A 17422-nucleotide genomic window follows, 5' to 3' on the forward strand; every position below is an offset into this window, starting at 1 on the left:
CGTTCAAGCAAGGAAAGAGTCCATGACAGAACTACAAATCCATTTGGAAGCGTTCTTGCAGTCGCTGGCTGCGGGAATACTGGTGGGCGGCATCTACGGCCTGATGTGCGTGGGCCTGGCGATGATCTTTGGAATCATGCGCGTCATCAATTTCGCCCAGGGCGATTTCATGATGCTGGGCATGTACATCACGTATTTCTTCTTTGCGCTGCTGGCCGGCCACGGTATGGCCGGGTCGGCCCTGGGGCCGTATGTGTCGATGGTGTTGACCTTGCCCGTGATGTTCGGCGTGGGCTACCTGGTGCACCGCCTGCTGATCTCGCGCGTGACCGGCGACAAGACCGCCGCGCTGGAAGGCGAGGGCCACTATGCGCAATTGATCCTGACGCTGGGAATCGCGCTGGTCCTGCAGAACGGCGCCATGATGGTGTTCGGCCCCGAACTGGAATCGATCCGTACGCCATTGTCCAGCAGCGCCTGGGAAATCGGGCCCCTGTGGGGAGACTTCGTCAGTGTCTTCGTCAACAAGGGGCGCGGCATCGCCGCGCTGATCTCGGCGGCGGCCATCCTGGCGCTGGCCGCGCTGGTGGGCCGCAGCAGGCTGGGCAAGTCGCTGCGGGCCGCGGCCGACAACCCCGTGGCGGCCTCGTACATGGGCATCGATGTCGACCGCGCCTATCGCATCGCCTTCGCGCTGGGCACCTGCATCACGGCATTGGCCGGCGGCCTGCTGGCCACCAATTATCCGTTCCATCCGTTCATCGGACTGGAGTTCGTCATTGTCATGTATGCCGGCGTGGTGCTGGGCGGCATCGGCAGCATCCTGGGCGCATTCTGGGGCGGCATGGTGATTGGCTTGGTGCAGCAGCTATCCAGCCTGGTGCTGCCCACGCAATTGCAGAACGCCGCGATCTTCGTGTTCTTCCTGCTGATCGTCATACTCCGGCCGCAAGGATTGTTCGGCCGCGTCGCGGAGCGGACCTGATGAAACCCGTGCGAACTCTCTTCATCATGCTGGCCGTGGCGGCCGCGTACCTGGGCGCCGCGCTGCTGGTCGACAACTCGTACCACCAGCTCATCTTTACCCTGGTGTTGGTGTGGGCCTGCTTCGGGCTGTCATGGAACATGCTCAGCGGCTATACCGGCCTGGTGTCGTTCGGGCATGCGGCCTTCTTCGGCCTGGGGGCTTATGCCACGGTGCTGGGCCAGATCACCCTGGGGCTGTCGCCCTGGCTGATGATCCCGCTGTCGGCGCTGATCGGCGCCGCGGCCGGCCTGCTGGTGGGCCTGCCCACCTTCCGGCTGCGCGGCCATTATTTCGCGCTGGCCATGCTGGCCTATCCGCTGGCCTTGCTGTATGTGTTCGAGTGGCTGGGCTACCAGGAAGTCACCTTCCCGATGATGCGCGAGAACGCGGGCTGGTACATGCAGTTCTCGGATCCGCGCCTGTACACGGTGGTGGCCATGGCGATGCTGCTGCTGTTCGTGCAGTTGACCCGCCATGTCGAGCGCACCCGCTTCGGCATGGCGCTGATCGCCATCAAGCAGAACGAAGCGGCGGCCGAGGCGGCCGGTATCGATACGCTGCGCTGGAAGCTCAAGGCCATCGCGCTCAGCGGTGCCATCGCCGGCGCCACCGGCGCTTTCTATGCCGTGGTGCTGCTGGTCGTGACGCCCGTGTCGGTGTTCGGCATGCTGGTGTCGGCCCAGGCGCTGACCGTCACCATGTTCGGCGGGGTGGGTTCGGTATGGGGGCCGATCATCGGCGCGGCCATCCTGATTCCGCTGGGCGAGATCTTGCACGCGGAACTGGGCGCAGCCTATCCCGGCATCCAGGGTGTGATCCTGGGGGTGGCCATCATCGCGGTGATCCTGGTCGCGCCCGAAGGCGTGTTCTGGAAAACGCGCGATTTCCTGCGCCGGCACGGCGCGGTGCAGGCGCCGGTTTCATCGCTGCCGGCCGAGTCGGCGCCTTCGATGCCGGCGGACGAACCCGAGGTCGCCGCCGCGCCCGCGCGGCGGGTGCTGGGCGACGAGGTCATCCTGGATGTGCAGGGCCTGTCGCGCAGCTTCGGTGGCCTGAAGGCCGTGCAGAATGTCAGCTTCCAGGTGCGCAAGGGCATGATCCTGGGCATCATCGGGCCCAACGGCGCGGGCAAGACCACACTGTTCAACCTGCTCAACGGGTTCCTGAAGCCCGATGCCGGGCGGGTCGTGTTCAAGGGAACCGACATGGCGGGCCGCAAGCCGCACGTGCTGTGCGCGGCCGGCGTGGGGCGCACGTTCCAGGTGATGCGGCCCTTCATGCGCCTGACGGTGGCGCAGAACGTGAAGATCGGTGCCTATGTCAAGGCGCGCAGCGAGGCCGAGGCCGATGCGCTGGCCGTCCAGGCCATCGAGCGGGTGGGCCTGGCCGATTGCGCCGACCGGCTGGCGTCGGTACTGACCACCCGCCAGCTGCGCCTGATGGAACTGGCGCGCGCCGTAGCGGGCCAGCCCGAACTGCTGTTGCTGGACGAGACGCTGGCCGGCCTGGGGCAGGGCGAGGTCGACGATGTGGTCGCGGCGATCCGCGCGCTGTCGGCGCAGGGCACCACCATCGTCATCATCGAGCACACCATGCAGGCCATGGTGCGCCTGGTCGACGAGTTTGTCGTGCTGGACCATGGCGAGGTGCTGGCTGTCGGTGAACCGCAAGCCATCACACAGGACATGCGTGTGGTCGAGGCCTACCTGGGCAAGAAATGGAGCGCGAAACATGCTGCTTGAGATCAACAGCCTGGTGGCCGGCTATTCCGCCTTGCCGGTGCTCAACGGCATATCCGTGGCGGTCGGCGAAGGCGAATTCGTTTCCATCGTGGGCCCCAACGGGGCCGGCAAGAGCACCTTGTTCAAGACCATATCCGGCACCGTTTCCACGATGACAGGCAGCATACGGTACGACGGCCGCGACCTGCTGGCCGTGCCGCCCGCGCAGCGCCCGCACCTGGGCATTGCCCATGTGCCCGAGGGCAGGCAGGTATTCGCCTCGATGACGGTGCTCGAGAACCTGGAAATGGGCGCCTATACCGCCGCGGGCCGGCGCGACTGGGCGGGCAACCTGGCGCGCATTTATGAATGGTTCCCGGTGCTCAAGCAGCGTGCGCGGCAACTGGCCGGCACGCTGTCCGGCGGAGAACAGCAAATGGTGGCCATCGGCCGCGGCCTGGCGTCGTCGCCGCGCCTGCTGATGCTGGACGAGCCATCGATGGGATTGTCGCCGGCGATCGCCGATTTTATTTTCGAGCGCCTGATCGACATACGCAGGGACGCCAAGCTGACCATCCTGCTGGTAGAGCAGCGGGTGGCCGAGGCGTTGCAGTTCGCCGACCACGGCTACGTGCTGGAAACCGGACGCGTAGTCCTGGAGGGCAACCACGACACGCTGCAGGCGGACGACCGCGTTCGCCGGGCGTATCTCGGCATGTAAGCCTGAATCGAGAGCCGCGTGAGCGGACAACAGGAGGAGACGGACATGAAGATGCAGTCGATCAATAACCTGGGCCTGGCCGCGGCGCTGGCGGGCCTGCTGGCGGCGGGGCCGGGCCCGGCCGGTGCGGCCGAGCCGGCACCGGTCAGCGTCGGGCTTATCGCGCCGATGTCGGGCATTTATGCCCGGCCCGGCCAGGTCATGCGCATGGGCGCCGAGATGGCCATCAAGGACATCAACGAGCAGGGCGGCATCAAGGCGCTGGGGGGCGCCAAACTGAAACTGGTGGTGGTGGACTCGGGCGACTCCACCGAGAAAGCCAAGAGCGCCGCGCAACGCATGGTGGCCGACTACCCCGATCTGGTGGCCGGCACCGGCGCGTATCTCAGCTCGTTCACCCTGGCGGTCACCGAGGTGACCGAGCGCGCCAAGCTGCCCATGTTGACCTTGTCGTATTCAGACCAGATCACCGGGCGCGGCTTCAAGTACATCTTCCAGACCTCGGCTACCGCCGGCCGCCAGGCCGACATCGCGCTGCCGATGATTCTGGACCTGGCCGAAAAGGCCTCGGGCAAGCGGCCCAAGACCGTGGCGATTCTTACCGACAACACCGCAGCTTCGCTGTCGTCGGTGAAGGCCATGAAAGACGGCCTGCTCGACAAGAACAAGCTGGAACTGGTGGTGGACGAGACATTCACGCCGCCGCTTTCTGACGCGTCGTCGCTGATCCAGCGCGTGCGCTCGCGCCGCCCCGACCTGGTGTTCTTCCTGCCCACGGTGATTTCCGATGCGAAGCTCATCCTGGAAAAGATGAACGAGACCAACGTGCGCATTCCGGTGATTTCGTTCGGCATCGCCATTGCCGAGCCGGATGTGCTGAACACCGTCAGCCCGCAATTGATCAACGGCGTCATGTCGGCCGTGGCCAACTGGGGCGCAAAAGGCCAGGAGGCGCTGATCCAGCGCATGAAGGATGAATACAAGGAACCATGGATGACGCAGAACGGTATCTCGACCTATGGCGACATGTGGATCATCAAGGCAGCGCTGGAGAAAGCCGGCAAGGCCGATCGCGAATCGGTGGCGCAGGCCATGCGCGCGCTGGACGAGGGCAAGACGCCTTACTTCCCGGGCGGCGAGCTGAAGTTCGATGAAGCCGGCCATCGCGTCGGCGCCACCCTGACGGTCATCCAATGGCAGGACGGCGTGCCCGTGACGGTTTTCCCGGAAGACGTGGCCATTGCGCAGCCCATCTGGCCCGGCAAGAAATAGAACCGCGCAGGGGGCGGCCGCCGCGGCGGCCGCCTGCGGTTTTGGGGAAATATTGAATTATTGTATTATCGGTTGGTAGAAGCAGCACACGCAGCACACAAAGGAAACTCAGCATGGAACACACCAATCAGTTCGAGAAAGGCCTGGAAAACCGCAAGAAGGTGCTGGGCGCCGCTCACGTCGAAAAGTCGTGGGCCGCGGCAGATGATTTCAACCGGCCGATGCAAAAGCTGGTCACCGAGTACTGCTGGGGCGAAATCTGGGGCGACCCCACTTTGCCGTTCAAGACACGCAGCATGCTGAATCTGGCCATGCTGACCGCCATGAGCCAGCATCACGAACTGGCAGCGCACGTCAAGGGTGCGCTGCAAAATGGGGTAAGCAAAGACGAGATCCGGGCGGTGCTGATGCAGGCGTCGGTGTATTGCGGCGTGCCGCTGGCCCTGGCCGCGTTCCGGGTCGCGTCGCAGGCGATCAGTGCCTACGAAGCCGACGCCGGCAAGGCATAGCAAGGGCGGCAGCCATGCAACAGGATCGGGTCGGATTCATCGGGTTGGGCAATATGGGCGGGCGCATGACGCGGCGCCTGGTCGATGCGGGCGTCGCGGTGTGCGGATACGATACCGATGCGGGCCGGGCAGGGGCCGCGGGTGCGCAGGCAGCCGCCTCGGTGCGCGAGGCCGTCCAATACGCCGACGTGGTGCTGCTGTCGCTGCCCGACAGCCGCGTCGTGGAAGCGGTGGTCGAAGGCCAGGACGGCATCCTGGCTTCGTGCCGGGCGGGCCAGGTGGTGGTCGACCTTAGCACCGCGGCCGCCAGTTCCACGCAGCGCCTGGCGCGTCTGTTCAAGACGCGCGGCGTACAGTTCGTCGATGCCGGGATCTCGGGCGGCGCGGCCGCGGCGGAAAAGGGCTCGCTGACCTTGATGGTGGGTGGCGATGCCGACACCATCGAGGCCCTGCAATGGGTGTTCGCGCCCTTCAGCAGCAAGGTGCTGAACATGGGCGCCAGCGGTGCGGGCCACACCACCAAGCTGTTGAACAACTTCCTGAATGCGGTCAGCCTGGCGGCCACGGCCGAAGTCATGGTGGCGGGCAAGAAGGCCGGGCTCGACCTGCATCGCTTGCTCGAGGTGCTCAACAGCAGCAGCGGGGTGAACTTCGCCACGCTGAACCGCTTTCCGCACATTGTCGATGGCAATTACCTGGAAGGCGGGTTGACCAGCAAGCTCATGACCAAAGACGTCGTGCTGTACGTGGACTTGGCGCGCGAACTGGGTGTCGCGTCGCTCAATGCGTCCGGGCCGATGTCGTGCTTTGGCCTGGCCACGGCGCTGGGTTACGGCGAACAGATCAGCAATCGTGTCGTGGATGCCATTGGCGATGTCAGCGGTGGCGTCCGTTTGAAAACTTGAGGAGGCAGTCAATGAAGGTGTTCCACGGCAGGGCCGAAGGCAAGATTTCCGAACAGCGCAGCTCAACGTTCACGGGCGTGGTGTGGGGTGATCCCATCATGCCCACTACCGATAATGTCACGATCAATTCGGTATTTTTCTCGCCGGGCGCGCGTACCTATTGGCACACGCATGAGCTGGGCCAGATCCTGCAGGTGACCGCCGGGCGCGGCTGGATCTGCGTCGAAGGGCAGCCCGCCCAGCCGATTCGCCAGGGCGACGTGGTGTGGATCCCGCCTAACGAGCGTCATTGGCATGGCGCCGCGGCCGACACCTACATGATCCACACAGCCACCTCGCTGGGCAAGAGCGAATGGCAGGAAGAGGTCTCCGAGCAAGACTACCAGCGCGGCACTGGCGCGGCCGGATAAGGAGGCACCATGATCGTCGAACTGCGTATCTACCATTGCGCGCCCGGGCGGCTGCCCGCGCTGCACGATCGTTTCACCAGTGCCACCCTGGGCTTCTTCAAGAAGCACGGCATCGAGCAGATCGGATTCTGGACCACGCTGGCCGGGCCTACCAATCAATCGCTGACCTACCTGCTGAAATGGGAAAGCCTGGCCGAACGCGAGCGCAAATGGAATGCCTTCCAGGCCGACCCCGACTGGATCGCCAAGCGCGCCGCCAGCGAAGCGGAAAAAATCATCGTCGAACGTGTCGAAAACCAGTTCCTGGCACCGACCGCATACTCCGCGTTGAAATAGGGTAGACACCGAAAAATTGTGGCATTCGCGCAAAACCCGATTGCGGTGCGGCCAGGATAGGAGTATCCATTGAGGTAACAACAATTCGCGAGACAACCCACTGGTGTTTGCGGCGGATCGGGCGGTACAGCCCGGCCATGCCGCATCGCCAGGCCAGAATTCCGCGCAGGGCATGTGCCTTGCACGGAAGTAAGCTAGGAGGGGCTTATGGCTGTGGTGTATGTGGAGTTCGAACGAGAACGCGCCGGCAAAGCGCGTTCCGCCCATCAAGCCCGCCGCGTGCGGCCGGCTCGAGCCCGCGCTGGCGACAGCAGGCGCACGTTCATGGCGTGCCTCATGCTGGCTCCCCTGGCAGGCCTGGCTGCTCCGCTGCTGGCGGTGCCCTGGCTCGGCGAACTGGTCGGCTGGATTCTGGCAGGGGCGGGCCTCCTGGCCTGTGTGCTGATGCTGTTCCGCCTGGCCATGCTCGAGGCCGACAGCGCGCAGCGCGATAGCGATTGAGTTCCTGATCCCGGCCGCCAGGCACTCGGGTGTCTGGCGGCTTTGGATACCGAGGCGCCGGTCGGGGGTGATGCGCCCCAGGTGGCTCACTCTTACGCTGCATGGCTCTGTCGATGCAGCCTCCCCTCTGGTGATACCCCGCTTGCCGCCTGCCTACAGCTACCGGTATACTTGTACTGTCATCAATACAACATATCAGGAGACTGATCATGCAGGGAATGCATCGCATGGTCGCGGGCTGTGCGCTATTGGGCGCGCTGGCATTGCCGCTGGCCCCCGCTGCCGCACAGGGCGACGCCATCAAGCTGGTCGTGGGCGCTCCGCCAGGCGGCACCACCGATACCGTGGCGCGCAGTATTGCGCAGCACATGTCGCTGGATCTGAAGCGCACCGTGCTGGTCGAGAACAAGCCGGGCGCGGGCGGCAACATCGCCGCCGACTATGTCGCCAAGAGCAATCCCGACGGCAACACCCTGCTGGTCACGTTCACCAGCTTTTCCATCAATGCCTCTCTGTACCGCAACCTGCCGTTCGACCCGGTGCGCGATTTCACGCCCATCAGCATGCTGGCCAATGTGCCCAGCGTGTTGGTCGCGCGCAAAGATTTTCCGGCCCAGTCCATGCCGGAATTCGTATCGCTGGTGAAGGCCGACCCCGGCAAGTACACCATGGCGCTGGCCGCCATCGGTTCGTCGGTGCACATGGCCGGTGAGCGCATGAAAATGATGGCTGGCCTGGATATCCTGAATGTGCCATACAAAGGCACCTCACCGGCCATCAACGACTTGCTGGGCGGCCAGGTGGACATGATGTTTGCCAGTTCGCTCAACGTCTTGTCGCATATCAACAATGGCGCGCTCAAGGCGCTGGGCGTCACCAGCCCGCAGGCGCTGCCCCAGTTTCCCGGCGTGCCGCCGATCGGCGATACCATCAAAGGTTTCGAGTCCAACGCGTGGTTTGCCCTGTTCGGCCCGGCCAAGCTGCCGCCCGAGAAGCTGGCGATGCTCAATGCCGCGGCGCGCAAGGCGGTCGATACGCCCGAGTTTCGCCAATTGCTCGAGCGCGATGCCGCCATCGCGGTCAGCAGCAGCCCGGAAGAACTGGATGCCTTTGTACGCAAAGATATCGAGCGTTACGCCGAGATCGTCAAGTTCACCGGCGCCACGGTCGATTGATTTTTCCTGTGGAGCCACACCGTGTCCGATAGCCCGTTGCCTCTTTATCACAAGGTATACCTGCTGCTGAAGCAACGGCTGCTGGCGGACGGCTTCGGTCCGGACGCGGCCATGCCAGGTGAAAACGCGCTGGCGGCCGAATACGGCGTATCCCGGTTGACCATCCGGCGTTCTCTCGACGCGCTGGAATCCGAAGGCCTGGTCGAGCGCCGCCAGGGCCGCGGCACGTTTGTCGCCAAGCCCGCGCTGCTATCGGTGCCGCAGCAAAGCTCCGACATCGACGCGCTGCTGGCGCACATGGCCCGCATGGGTATGCAAACCCAGGTCCGCCTGCTGGAACTCGATACCGCGCCGGCCACGCCCCAAGTGGCCGTGCGCCTGGAGCTGGCTGCCGGCACCCTGGTGCAGCGTTCGGTACGGGTGCGCAGCCACCAGGGCTTGCCGTTTTCGTACCTGACCACTTTCGTGCCCGATGACATCGGCCAGCGCATCCGCCGTAAAGACCTCGGGTCCAAGCCGCTGCTGGCCATTTTTCGCGACCTGGGCGTGCGCGTGGCGCGCGCCGAGCAATCGATTTCGGCGGTGCTGGCCGAACCCGGCATCGCCGAACTGCTCGATGTCCCGGTGGGCTCGGCCCTGCTCAGCCTGCATCGCGTAGTGCGCGACGAATCGGGCCGGCCGGTCGAATGGCTGCATGCCCAGTACCGGCCCGATCGCTATGAATACCGTATGAACATGCAAGCCCACGACATGCCCGGCCAGCCCACTTGGTTGCCTGCCGCCACGCCGCAGCGGGTGAGCGCTTGAATAGGTCCTGCCCCATGCCTGCCCAGACCCTGGCCCAGAAGTTGCTGGCCGCCGCATCCGGCCGCGATGCCGTAGGTGTCGGTGAAATCCTGACGTGCAAGGTCGACCTGGCCATGTTCCACGATTCCAGCGGCCCGCGCCGCCTCAAGCCGATGCTCGAAGAGCTAGGCACCGGGCTGTGGGACCGTTCCAAAGTCGTGCTGGTGATGGATCATTATGTTCCCGAGGCCGATGACGAATCGCGCCGAATCGTGCGCATTGCACGCGAGTGGGCGCGCGAACAGGCGCTGCCCCATGTGTACGATTCGGTGGGTATCTGCCATGTGGTGGTATCCGAGCACGGCCATGTGCGTCCCGGCATGTTCTGCGTGGGGGGCGATTCGCATTCGCCCACCGGCGGCGCCTTCGGCGCCTACATGTTCGGCGTGGGCAGCACCGAGATGCTGGGCGTGGTCGCCAGCGGCGAGATCTGGATGCGGGTGCCCGATACGCTGATGATGCGCTGGAATGGCCGCTTGCGGCAGGGCGTGACCGCCAAGGACATGATGCTGCACATGATAGGCATTCATGGCATGAATGGCGGCCGCTACCAGGCGGTGGAATTCTGCGGCGAAGCGGTACGCGCGCTGTCCATGCAAGAACGCATGACGCTATCGAATATGTCGGCGGAACTGGGCGCGCAGGCCGGCCTGGTGGCGCCCGACGAGACCACGCGGCGCTACTTGCGCCAGGCCGGCGTCGCCGCAGTCGATACGGCCGGCTGGCAGTCCGATCCCGATGCGGCCGCGCAGTGGCATGACTTCGATGCCACCGTCCTCGAGCCGCAGGTGGCTGCCCCGCATAGTCCGGCCAACGCCGCCCCGGTGCGGGCCTATGGCGATACACCCGTGCACGTGGCCTATATCGGCGCCTGTACCGGTGCCAAGCTCGATGACTTGCGGGCGGCTGCGCAGGTGTTGCAAGGGCGGCGGGTGGCCGCGGGCGTCACCTTGATGGTGGCGCCTGCCAGCCAGCGCGACCAGGCCGCGGCCCAGGCCGAAGGGGTGCTGCCCATTTTGCTGCAAGCGGGCGCCACGCTGCTGCCCACGTCGTGCGGCGCCTGCTCGGGCTATGGCGGGTCCATTCCCGAAGGCGCCAATGTCATTGCCACGACGGCGCGTAATTTCAAAGGCCGCATGGGCGCGGCCACCGCCCAGGTCTACCTGGCGTCTCCGTATACCGTGGCGGCGTCGGCCCTGGCCGGCCGCATCGCCGATCCTCGCGAGATCCTGTCATGAGCACTACGCACAAAGCCTGGCGCGTCGGCGACGATGTCGACACCGACCAGCTCGCGCCGGGCGCCTACATGAAGTTCGGTATTGCCGACATCGCGCGCCATTGCCTGGAAGGCATACGCCCGGACTTCGCGAACGGCGTGCAGCCGGGCGATGTGCTGGTGGCCGGGCGCAACTTCGGCATCGGATCGTCGCGCGAACAGGCTGCCGCCGCGCTGGTGCAACTGGGCCTGCGCGCGGTCATCGCGCCCAGTTTCAGCGGCCTGTATTTTCGCAACGGGTTCAACGTGGGCCTGCTGCTGCTGACCTGCGAGCGCGCCGGCGAAATCGCCGAAGGCGAACAGGTAGGCATCGACTTGCCCAATAGTCGCGTGCTGCGTGCCGACGGTACTGCGTTGCCCTGCGAGCCGGTACCCGGTTTCTTGCTCGACATGGTGCAGGCGGGCGGCCTGCTGATGCAACTCAAGCGGCGGCTGGCCGATGGCTCGCTGCCCCGTCACCCAATGAGAGCCTGATGACTCCACGTCTCTTGAAAGACAAGCTGGCCGCCGGCCAGGCCTTGCTGGCCCCCGGCATCTACGACGCGCTGTCGGCCTTGGTCGCCGAGCAGGCGGGGTTCGACGCCCTGTACTTGTCTGGCGCATCCATCGCCTATACGCGTCTGGGTCGTTCCGACGTCGGCCTGACCACTTATACCGAAGTCGAAGACGTCCTGGCGCGCATCACCGAGCGCGTGCGCTGCCCGGTGATCGTCGATGGCGATACCGGTTTCGGCAATGCCTTGAACGTGCAGCGTACCGTGCGCGGCTTCGAGCGCGCCGGCGCCGCCATGATCCAGCTGGAAGACCAGGGCTTTCCCAAGCGATGCGGGCACCTGAGCGGCAAGTCGCTGGTATCCGCCGATGAAATGTGCGGCAAGCTGCGCGCTGCGCTGGACGCGCGAGCCAGCGATGCCACGCTGATCCTGGCGCGTACCGATGCCGTGGCGGTAGAAGGGCTGGACGCCGCATTCGAGCGCGCCGAGCGTTACCTGGAATGCGGGGTCGATGCCATTTTCATCGAGGCCCTGCGTTCGCCCGCGCAGCTGGATGCCGCCTGCGCACGCTTTGCCAAGCGAGTTCCGTTGCTGGCCAACATGGTGGAAGGCGGCCAGACCCCCATCGAAAGCGCCGAGGCCCTGGCCGCGCGCGGCTTTCGCATTGTTATTTTCCCGGGCGGCACGGCCCGCGCCGTGGCGCACGCGCTGCAGGCCTACTACGGCAGCCTGCGCCAGCACGGTACGACCACTCCCTGGCGCGACCGCATGCTGGACTTCGACCAGCTCAATGCAGTGATCGGCACCCCGGCCTTGCTGGAAGAGGCCAGCCGCTACGGTTAGTGCATGAGCACGGCCCCCGGCGCGTGTCAGCGGGTCGTCAGGCAAGCGGGAATACGCTTGAAGGTTCCTTCATACGCTGGTTATCCGCATGCACTCGACTCGCACCTTCTGGCTGGATGCCGCCGCGTCCGCCTACGATCGCACCACCATTGTCCTGCACTGGCTGACCGCGCTATTGGTGGTCGCGCTATTCATCATGGCGCAGGTCTGGGAATCGATGCCGCACGGTACACCCGTACGCAAATCCTTGCAGGGCCTGCATGTCTCGCTGGGCTTGTTGCTGACCGCCGTGATCGTGTTACGGATGGCCTGGCGCGCCACGGGTGGCCGACGCTTGCCGCCGGCTTCACACGGCGCGCTCCAGGTAAGCGCCAAGACCATGCACTACGCGCTTTACCTATTGCTGGCGGCCCAGATCGTGCTGGGTTTCCTGTTCCGCTGGGCGCAGGGTGAGTCTTTCACGTTCTTCGGATGGTTTTCGATACCGAAGCTTCTGCCGCTGGTGCGCGAGCAGCGGCATTTTTTCGGCGACCTGCACAACGTAGTCGCATGGGTAATCATCGTGCTGGCCGGCCTGCATGCGCTGGCCGCGCTGTTCCATCATTACTGGTTGCGCGATGGGTTGCTGCGCCGGATGTGGGGCGGTAGCCGGGCCGGTCGCCTGCGTTAGCGTGCGCTAGGCATTCTTGCCGCCAGCCGACGGGTTGCCGCGCGGCAGCCAGTGCCAGAATACGGCGGCGGCGGCCAAGCCGAACGCCCCCATGGCCGCCACCGCGGCGGCCAGCGAGACCAGGGCGGTGATGGCCGACAGGGCAACCGGGCCCAGGCTGCTGCCCAGGTCGGCCACCAGTCGCCAGATGCCCAGGAACTCGGTACGGCCCGCGGGCGGCGCGGCATCTGCGCCCAGGGTCATGACGATGCCCGAGCCGATGCCGTTACCCATGCCCAGCAGCATCGATACGACAACGAAACCGATCACTCCGGTGGTAAACGAGGTGCCGATCAGCGCGCAACCCATCAGCAGGGTCGAGGGTACGGCCACCCATAGCCGGCCGCGCCGGTCCATCAGGGTGCCGGCCGGATAGAACACCGACATGTCGATGGCAGCCACCAGGCCATAGATGATGGACGTGGTGGTGGGATTGATGCCCAGGTGGTCGGCCCACAACGGAATGACGACCTGGCGCGATGCCCGCACCGCGCTGACCAGCAGGATGCCCAGGCCCAGGGTCAGGAACACGTGCCGGTGCGCCCGGGCGACGTCCAGCACGCGCGGTTTGGCCTGCACGGCGGCGCCGGGGCGTTCGGGCGGCGTCATGTCGGGCGCCAGGTGGGCAATCAGCCCGGCGCCGGCCATGGCCACCACCGCCACCCAGTAGGCGCCTTGCAGGCCCATGAAATGAATCAGCGCGGCACCCGCGAACGGGCCCACGAACACCCCGATCCGCATGGTGCCCGCCAGGGTCGACAGGGCGCGTGCGCGCATATAGACCGGCACGGCGTCGATCATGTATGTCTGGCGGGCCAGCATGAATACGGACGAAGCCATGCCGATGAAAAATACCCCCACCGCCAGCATCCATGCGTCGCCCGCAAAAATGCACAATAGCAGTGCGAACACGCTGAGCACCGCCGCCCCCATCATGGACCGCCGCTCGCCGTAGCGCGATGTGATCATCGCCGCCGGGATATTGCTGACCAGCGACCCGATGCCGATCAGGGCCACGATCAGGCCGGAAGTCGCCACCGAGGCATCGAGTTCGCGCGCGCTCAGGGCCACCACGGGCAGGATGGCTCCGTTGCTGACACCGTAGAGGATGGAAGGGCCGAACGCGGGGACGGCTATTTTCTTGAAGCTGAAGGGGGCGTCGCGGTTCGACACGATGATGCGCGAAGAAATTGGGCAAGATCGTCATTCTAGCCGGCGCAGCTTGCCGGTCGGCACAGTCACGCGCTATCTTTGGGCCATGGCGCCTTCTCATCTTACCGGCCAAGAGCCGTTCTTCATCGTGCAGAACACGGGCTCGGGCCGCGATAATGTGCGCGACGTCCAGGATACGATCCGTCGGGTGCTCGATGCAGCGGGCCGCCGCTATGAACTGATACCCGTCGACGATGGCCGGCAACTGCCCGCCGCGGCGCAAGATGCCGTCGAGCGGGCCCGGCAGCAAGGCGGCGTGGTGGTCGCCGCCGGCGGCGATGGCACGCTCAGTGCCGTGGCCCAGGTGGTACTGGGCGCCGGCCTGCCGTTCGGCATCCTGCCGCAGGGCACCTTCAACTATTTTGGCCGAACCTACGGTATCGCCCAGGATACCGAAGCCGCCGCCCGCAACCTGGTCGCGGCGCAACCCCAGCCAGTGCAGGTGGGCCTGGTCAATGGCCAAGTCTTCCTGATCAACGCCAGCCTGGGGCTGTACCCGCAGCTGCTGGAAGACCGCGAAGCCTACAAGCAGCGATATGGTCGCAGCCGGTCTGTGGCGCTGTGGTCGGCCCTGGTGACGCTGGCGCGCGCGCACCGGCAATTGGCGATACAGCTCGAGCACGAGGGCAAATCACGCATGCTGCGTACGCCCACCGTCGTGGTGGGCAACAACGCCTTGCAACTCGAGCAAGTCGGCATTGCCGAAGCCGGCGAGCTGGCAAGCGGCCGCCTGGTGGCCATGGGGGTCAGGCCCGTGGGTACGCTGGCCTTATATGGCCTGGTGCTGCGCGGCTGGCTAAGTCGCCTGGGCGATGCCGATCATGTCTTCAGTTTCGGTTTCGACCGCCTGACAGTGCGCATCGGGCGTGGGCACCGGCGCGTCAAGGTTGCCATGGACGGCGAGATCCACTGGCTGGACACGCCCCTCGAATTCACCGTATCTCCGCAGCCATTGCTGCTGCTGGTGCCGCCCGAAGCGCAGCGCTCGGAACGCGCATGACGCGGATCCTGCACATTTCCGATACGCATTTCGGCACCGAGCGCGAACCGGTGGTGCAGGCGCTGCTGGCGCTGGCGCAACGCCTGCAACCCGAACTGGTGCTGCTGGGTGGCGACATCACCCAGCGCGCGCGGCGCAGCCAGTTTGCCGCCGCGCGCCGTTTCGTGCAGGCCTTGCAGCGGCCCGTCCTGGCGGTACCCGGCAATCACGATATCCCGCTGTACAACCTGGCGGCGCGCCTGCTCGACCCCTATGGCGCCTATCGGCGCGCGCTGGGCGTGAATCTCGAACCTGTCGTCGAAACCGATGGCCTGCTGGCGATCGGCGTCAATTCCACCCGTCCCTCCCGCCACAAGAATGGCCAGGTATCGCCCGGCCAGGTGCTGCGGGTGGCGCAGCGGCTGCGCGAGGCAGGCCCCGCGCGCCTGCGGATGGTGCTGCTGCACCATCCGGTGCGCGCAGCCGTCGAAAGCGATCGCAGCAACCTGCTCATCGGCCGCGACCTGGCCGTTCCTGCGTGGGTCGATGCGGGCGCCGATCTCATCCTGGGCGGGCATATCCACCTGCCGTATGTCCTGCCCGTTCATGGTGCGGCCGGCTCGGTGCCGCGCCAGGCCTGGACCATCCAGGCAGGCACCGCCGTGTCGAGCCGGGTGCGCGGCGGTATTCCCAATTCGGTCAACGTCATTGATCATTGGGTCGATAGTGGACGCCATCAGTGTTCGGCCCAGCGCTGGGACTACGCTACCGATACCGAAGAATTCCGCTCTGTGGCCACCCAGGTGCTAGACCTGCATCGCGGCAGCTAGCCGCCTCGCCCTCACTGCTCCATGGATGCCTTTACCGACTGGGTTGCCGCCCATCCTCTATTGATCTTCCTGTTCCTGCCGGCGGCGGCGGGTCTGTGCGCATGGAAACTGGGGCGCCGCGTGGGCCGGCGTTCAGGCACCCGGTCGGCCTGGGTCTGCTGGGGCGTGGCGGCGGCGGCGGGGGGGGTGTTCCTGGTGTTGGCCGTGGCCATGAGCCTGCGCGGCGGCCTGGTCGAACTGGACAATGCCCTGGCATCCGCTCTCAGCCTGTCCATGCCGCCATCGCTGCTGTGGTTGTTATCGTGGTTCACCTATCTGGGCGACCGCAACCTGCTTACCGTGATCGCGGTCTGCCTGACGGCAGGGCTGTTGTGGCGGCGACAGTGGGGGCTGGCCCTGGCGTGCGCCGTCGTCACGGGCGGCGCGGGCGCGCTCAACCAGGCGCTCAAGCATTTGTTCCAGCGCGTGCGGCCCGAACATGTCCACGGCTACGTCAATGCCGATGGCTGGAGCTTTCCCAGCGGGCACGCTTCGGCGGCGCTGGCGGTCTATGGGTTTGCCTGCTATGTGGCACTGCGCACCTTGCCGATGCGCTGGCACTTGCCCTGCCTGGCCGCAGCCACCGCCCTGATCACGGCCATAGGCGCCAGCCGGGTGTTGCTGCAGGTGCACTATCTCAGCGATGTCATCGCCGGTTTCGCGCTCAGCCTGGCGTGGCTGTCCTTGTGCCTGGCCGGGGCCGAACGCCTGCGCACGTTCAAGCGGCGCGCATAGCCCGCAGCACCGCCTGGGCGGCGGCCGCATCGAAACGCTGCCGAAGCTGGAGCATGGCCATGGCCGGGTCGTCCGGTTCCGCTACATAGGCCGCGCCCGCCGCCTCTACCGCACGACGCAAGCCTGCCGCCGCGTCCGACGGCAGGGCGCGCAAGTTCCAGATCAGTTTGTCGCGGATGTCGGCGCTTATCCTGCCGTCGCTGAACCGCTCCAGCGTGCGGTCGATTTCGCGCTGGCCGGGCAGCGCCAGCAAAACCAGGTCCGATTCATGCAGGGCTTCGTGGGCCGAGGCCGCCAGCGTGGCGATGCCGCGAAACGGCTCGCATTGCTCCGGTACCTTGTCGTAGACGGTCAGGGCCAGCTCGGGCGGGGCGGCCGCCAGCAGCTTGCGCGCAGCGGCGCTGCCCGCCGTGCCCACGCCGATGATGCCTATGCGCGCAAGCAGCGGCACGTTCATGGTGCCGGCACCGACCAGGTGCTGACAATGTGCGCCACGGGCTCGGGCGAATGTTCGCCGCGCAGCATGACTTCGCCCGCGGCCAGGCGCCCCGTCTTCAGCAATCGAGCCTCGGCGATGACATCGCCCGCCGGGCTCTTGCGCAGGAAGTTGATGGTCAGGCTGGCGGTGACGGCACCGGCCTGGCCCGTGGCCCCCACGACGGCCGCGTATAGCGCCAGGTCGGCCAGGCCCATCAGCATGGGGCCGGCCACGATGCCGCCCAGTCGCTGGTGGGCGGGCCGCGCCGGCAGGACGGCACGCGCCGTGCCATAGCCGATGTCGGTGATCTGTATGCCCAGCACTTCGGCAAAAGGATGCTGTTCGGCCAGCAAGCGGTGGAAATCCGCCACGCTGATGCGAGGTTGAGCGGAAGAGGGTGTCAT

21 protein-coding genes are annotated in these 17422 nt (G+C 65.8%); 18 read left to right on the top strand and 3 right to left on the bottom strand.

What is annotated here, in order from left to right; translation table 11 throughout:
- The first annotated feature begins 22 nt into the window (after positions 1 to 22).
- The 15 genes from KW845_RS02780 (at position 23) to KW845_RS02850 (ending at position 12706) form a co-directional block, all read left to right on the top strand.
- Complete coding sequence (locus tag KW845_RS02780; protein WP_218367642.1) at positions 23 to 985, top strand: branched-chain amino acid ABC transporter permease; 963 nt, start codon at positions 23 to 25, stop codon at positions 983 to 985.
- A complete protein-coding gene (locus tag KW845_RS02785) occupies positions 985 to 2769 on the top strand; it encodes an ATP-binding cassette domain-containing protein (RefSeq protein WP_218367643.1) in 1785 nt (594 codons plus the stop codon). The genes KW845_RS02780 and KW845_RS02785 overlap by 1 nt, the downstream gene beginning before the upstream one ends.
- Positions 2759 to 3469, top strand: coding sequence for an ABC transporter ATP-binding protein (locus tag KW845_RS02790; RefSeq protein WP_218367644.1), 711 nt, complete (start codon positions 2759 to 2761; stop codon positions 3467 to 3469). The genes KW845_RS02785 and KW845_RS02790 overlap by 11 nt, the downstream gene beginning before the upstream one ends.
- Before the next feature lie 45 nt (positions 3470 to 3514).
- Positions 3515 to 4741 carry an ABC transporter substrate-binding protein gene (locus KW845_RS02795; RefSeq protein WP_218367645.1) on the top strand — a complete coding sequence of 409 codons (1227 nt, stop codon included), beginning with the start codon at positions 3515 to 3517 and terminating at the stop codon, positions 4739 to 4741.
- 113 nt (positions 4742 to 4854) lie between these two features.
- Positions 4855 to 5250, top strand: a complete 396-nt coding sequence (locus KW845_RS02800) for a carboxymuconolactone decarboxylase family protein (RefSeq protein WP_218367646.1) — start codon at positions 4855 to 4857, stop codon at positions 5248 to 5250.
- Between the two features lie 14 nt (positions 5251 to 5264).
- The gene (locus tag KW845_RS02805) at positions 5265 to 6155 is read left to right on the top strand and encodes an NAD(P)-dependent oxidoreductase (protein ID WP_218367647.1); all 891 of its coding nucleotides are present in this window, start codon (positions 5265 to 5267) and stop codon (positions 6153 to 6155) included.
- Positions 6156 to 6166: 11 nt separating this feature from the next.
- Positions 6167 to 6565 (top strand): cupin domain-containing protein, encoded by a 399-nt coding sequence (locus tag KW845_RS02810; RefSeq protein WP_218367648.1) that lies wholly within the window; start codon positions 6167 to 6169, stop codon positions 6563 to 6565.
- 9 nt (positions 6566 to 6574) lie between these two features.
- A complete protein-coding gene (locus KW845_RS02815; RefSeq protein ID WP_218367649.1) occupies positions 6575 to 6901 on the top strand; it encodes an NIPSNAP family protein in 327 nt (108 codons plus the stop codon).
- A 336-nt stretch (positions 6902 to 7237) separates the two neighbouring features.
- Positions 7238 to 7402, top strand: coding sequence for a hypothetical protein (locus tag KW845_RS02820; protein WP_218367650.1), 165 nt, complete (start codon positions 7238 to 7240; stop codon positions 7400 to 7402).
- Between the two features lie 209 nt (positions 7403 to 7611).
- Positions 7612 to 8577 (top strand): tripartite tricarboxylate transporter substrate binding protein, encoded by a 966-nt coding sequence (locus KW845_RS02825; RefSeq protein WP_218367651.1) that lies wholly within the window; start codon positions 7612 to 7614, stop codon positions 8575 to 8577.
- 21 nt (positions 8578 to 8598) lie between these two features.
- Complete coding sequence (locus KW845_RS02830) at positions 8599 to 9384, top strand: GntR family transcriptional regulator (protein ID WP_218367652.1); 786 nt, start codon at positions 8599 to 8601, stop codon at positions 9382 to 9384.
- Positions 9385 to 9398: 14 nt separating this feature from the next.
- Positions 9399 to 10661 carry a 3-isopropylmalate dehydratase large subunit gene (locus KW845_RS02835; protein WP_218367653.1) on the top strand — a complete coding sequence of 421 codons (1263 nt, stop codon included), beginning with the start codon at positions 9399 to 9401 and terminating at the stop codon, positions 10659 to 10661.
- A complete protein-coding gene (locus KW845_RS02840) occupies positions 10658 to 11173 on the top strand; it encodes a 3-isopropylmalate dehydratase (RefSeq protein ID WP_218367654.1) in 516 nt (171 codons plus the stop codon). The genes KW845_RS02835 and KW845_RS02840 overlap by 4 nt, the downstream gene beginning before the upstream one ends.
- Positions 11173 to 12036 (top strand): oxaloacetate decarboxylase, encoded by an 864-nt coding sequence (locus KW845_RS02845; protein WP_218367655.1) that lies wholly within the window; start codon positions 11173 to 11175, stop codon positions 12034 to 12036. Before KW845_RS02840 ends, KW845_RS02845 begins: the two co-directional genes overlap by 1 nt.
- An 88-nt stretch (positions 12037 to 12124) precedes the next feature.
- Complete coding sequence (locus tag KW845_RS02850; protein ID WP_218367656.1) at positions 12125 to 12706, top strand: cytochrome b; 582 nt, start codon at positions 12125 to 12127, stop codon at positions 12704 to 12706.
- A gap of 6 nt (positions 12707 to 12712) precedes the next feature.
- Here the strand turns inward: KW845_RS02850 and KW845_RS02855 are convergent, their stop codons facing one another.
- Entirely contained in the window at positions 12713 to 13918 is a 1206-nt protein-coding gene (locus KW845_RS02855; RefSeq protein WP_218367657.1) for an MFS transporter, read from the bottom strand.
- 85 nt (positions 13919 to 14003) lie between these two features.
- Between KW845_RS02855 and KW845_RS02860 the strand changes: the two genes are divergently transcribed.
- Genes KW845_RS02860 through KW845_RS02870 form a run of 3 tightly spaced genes read left to right on the top strand, consistent with a single transcriptional unit; the run spans position 14004 to position 16540 of the window.
- Positions 14004 to 14957: a diacylglycerol kinase family protein gene (locus KW845_RS02860; protein ID WP_218367658.1), complete on the top strand. Its 954-nt coding sequence runs from the start codon at positions 14004 to 14006 to the stop codon at positions 14955 to 14957.
- Complete coding sequence (locus tag KW845_RS02865; protein ID WP_218367659.1) at positions 14954 to 15766, top strand: metallophosphoesterase; 813 nt, start codon at positions 14954 to 14956, stop codon at positions 15764 to 15766. Before KW845_RS02860 ends, KW845_RS02865 begins: the two co-directional genes overlap by 4 nt.
- A 21-nt stretch (positions 15767 to 15787) precedes the next feature.
- On the top strand, positions 15788 to 16540 hold the full coding sequence (locus KW845_RS02870) for a phosphatase PAP2 family protein (RefSeq protein ID WP_218367660.1): 753 nt from the start codon (positions 15788 to 15790) through the stop codon (positions 16538 to 16540).
- Here the strand turns inward: KW845_RS02870 and KW845_RS02875 are convergent.
- Together KW845_RS02875 and KW845_RS02880 are read right to left on the bottom strand one after the other, a co-directional pair.
- The gene (locus tag KW845_RS02875) at positions 16524 to 16997 is read right to left on the bottom strand and encodes an NAD(P)-binding domain-containing protein (RefSeq protein WP_255592338.1); all 474 of its coding nucleotides are present in this window, start codon (positions 16995 to 16997) and stop codon (positions 16524 to 16526) included. The two genes, KW845_RS02870 and KW845_RS02875, sit on opposite strands and share 17 nt — an antisense overlap.
- Positions 16994 to 17422: a PaaI family thioesterase gene (locus tag KW845_RS02880; RefSeq protein WP_218367661.1), complete on the bottom strand. Its 429-nt coding sequence runs from the start codon at positions 17420 to 17422 to the stop codon at positions 16994 to 16996. Before KW845_RS02880 ends, KW845_RS02875 begins: the two co-directional genes overlap by 4 nt.

This window comes from Bordetella sp. BOR01 (genome assembly GCF_019218885.1).
Taxonomy (GTDB): domain Bacteria; phylum Pseudomonadota; class Gammaproteobacteria; order Burkholderiales; family Burkholderiaceae_B; genus Bordetella_A.

Bases quoted from the DNA above. Each gene is read 5' to 3' on its own strand.
- KW845_RS02780 (WP_218367642.1), top strand. From the start codon at position 23: ATGACAGAACTACAAATCCATTTGGAAGCGTTCTTGCAGTCGCTGGCT.
- KW845_RS02785 (WP_218367643.1), top strand. From the start codon at position 985: ATGAAACCCGTGCGAACTCTCTTCATCATGCTGGCCGTGGCGGCCGCG.
- KW845_RS02790 (WP_218367644.1), top strand. From the start codon at position 2,759: ATGCTGCTTGAGATCAACAGCCTGGTGGCCGGCTATTCCGCCTTGCCG.
- KW845_RS02795 (WP_218367645.1), top strand. From the start codon at position 3,515: ATGAAGATGCAGTCGATCAATAACCTGGGCCTGGCCGCGGCGCTGGCG.
- KW845_RS02800 (WP_218367646.1), top strand. From the start codon at position 4,855: ATGGAACACACCAATCAGTTCGAGAAAGGCCTGGAAAACCGCAAGAAG.
- KW845_RS02805 (WP_218367647.1), top strand. From the start codon at position 5,265: ATGCAACAGGATCGGGTCGGATTCATCGGGTTGGGCAATATGGGCGGG.
- KW845_RS02810 (WP_218367648.1), top strand. From the start codon at position 6,167: ATGAAGGTGTTCCACGGCAGGGCCGAAGGCAAGATTTCCGAACAGCGC.
- KW845_RS02815 (WP_218367649.1), top strand. From the start codon at position 6,575: ATGATCGTCGAACTGCGTATCTACCATTGCGCGCCCGGGCGGCTGCCC.
- KW845_RS02820 (WP_218367650.1), top strand. From the start codon at position 7,238: ATGCTGGCTCCCCTGGCAGGCCTGGCTGCTCCGCTGCTGGCGGTGCCC.
- KW845_RS02825 (WP_218367651.1), top strand. From the start codon at position 7,612: ATGCAGGGAATGCATCGCATGGTCGCGGGCTGTGCGCTATTGGGCGCG.
- KW845_RS02835 (WP_218367653.1), top strand. From the start codon at position 9,399: ATGCCTGCCCAGACCCTGGCCCAGAAGTTGCTGGCCGCCGCATCCGGC.
- KW845_RS02840 (WP_218367654.1), top strand. From the start codon at position 10,658: ATGAGCACTACGCACAAAGCCTGGCGCGTCGGCGACGATGTCGACACC.
- KW845_RS02845 (WP_218367655.1), top strand. From the start codon at position 11,173: ATGACTCCACGTCTCTTGAAAGACAAGCTGGCCGCCGGCCAGGCCTTG.
- KW845_RS02850 (WP_218367656.1), top strand. From the start codon at position 12,125: ATGCACTCGACTCGCACCTTCTGGCTGGATGCCGCCGCGTCCGCCTAC.
- KW845_RS02860 (WP_218367658.1), top strand. From the start codon at position 14,004: ATGGCGCCTTCTCATCTTACCGGCCAAGAGCCGTTCTTCATCGTGCAG.
- KW845_RS02865 (WP_218367659.1), top strand. From the start codon at position 14,954: ATGACGCGGATCCTGCACATTTCCGATACGCATTTCGGCACCGAGCGC.
- KW845_RS02870 (WP_218367660.1), top strand. From the start codon at position 15,788: ATGGATGCCTTTACCGACTGGGTTGCCGCCCATCCTCTATTGATCTTC.
- KW845_RS02875 (WP_255592338.1), bottom strand. From the start codon at position 16,997: ATGAACGTGCCGCTGCTTGCGCGCATAGGCATCATCGGCGTGGGCACG.
- KW845_RS02880 (WP_218367661.1), bottom strand. From the start codon at position 17,422: ATGACACCCTCTTCCGCTCAACCTCGCATCAGCGTGGCGGATTTCCAC.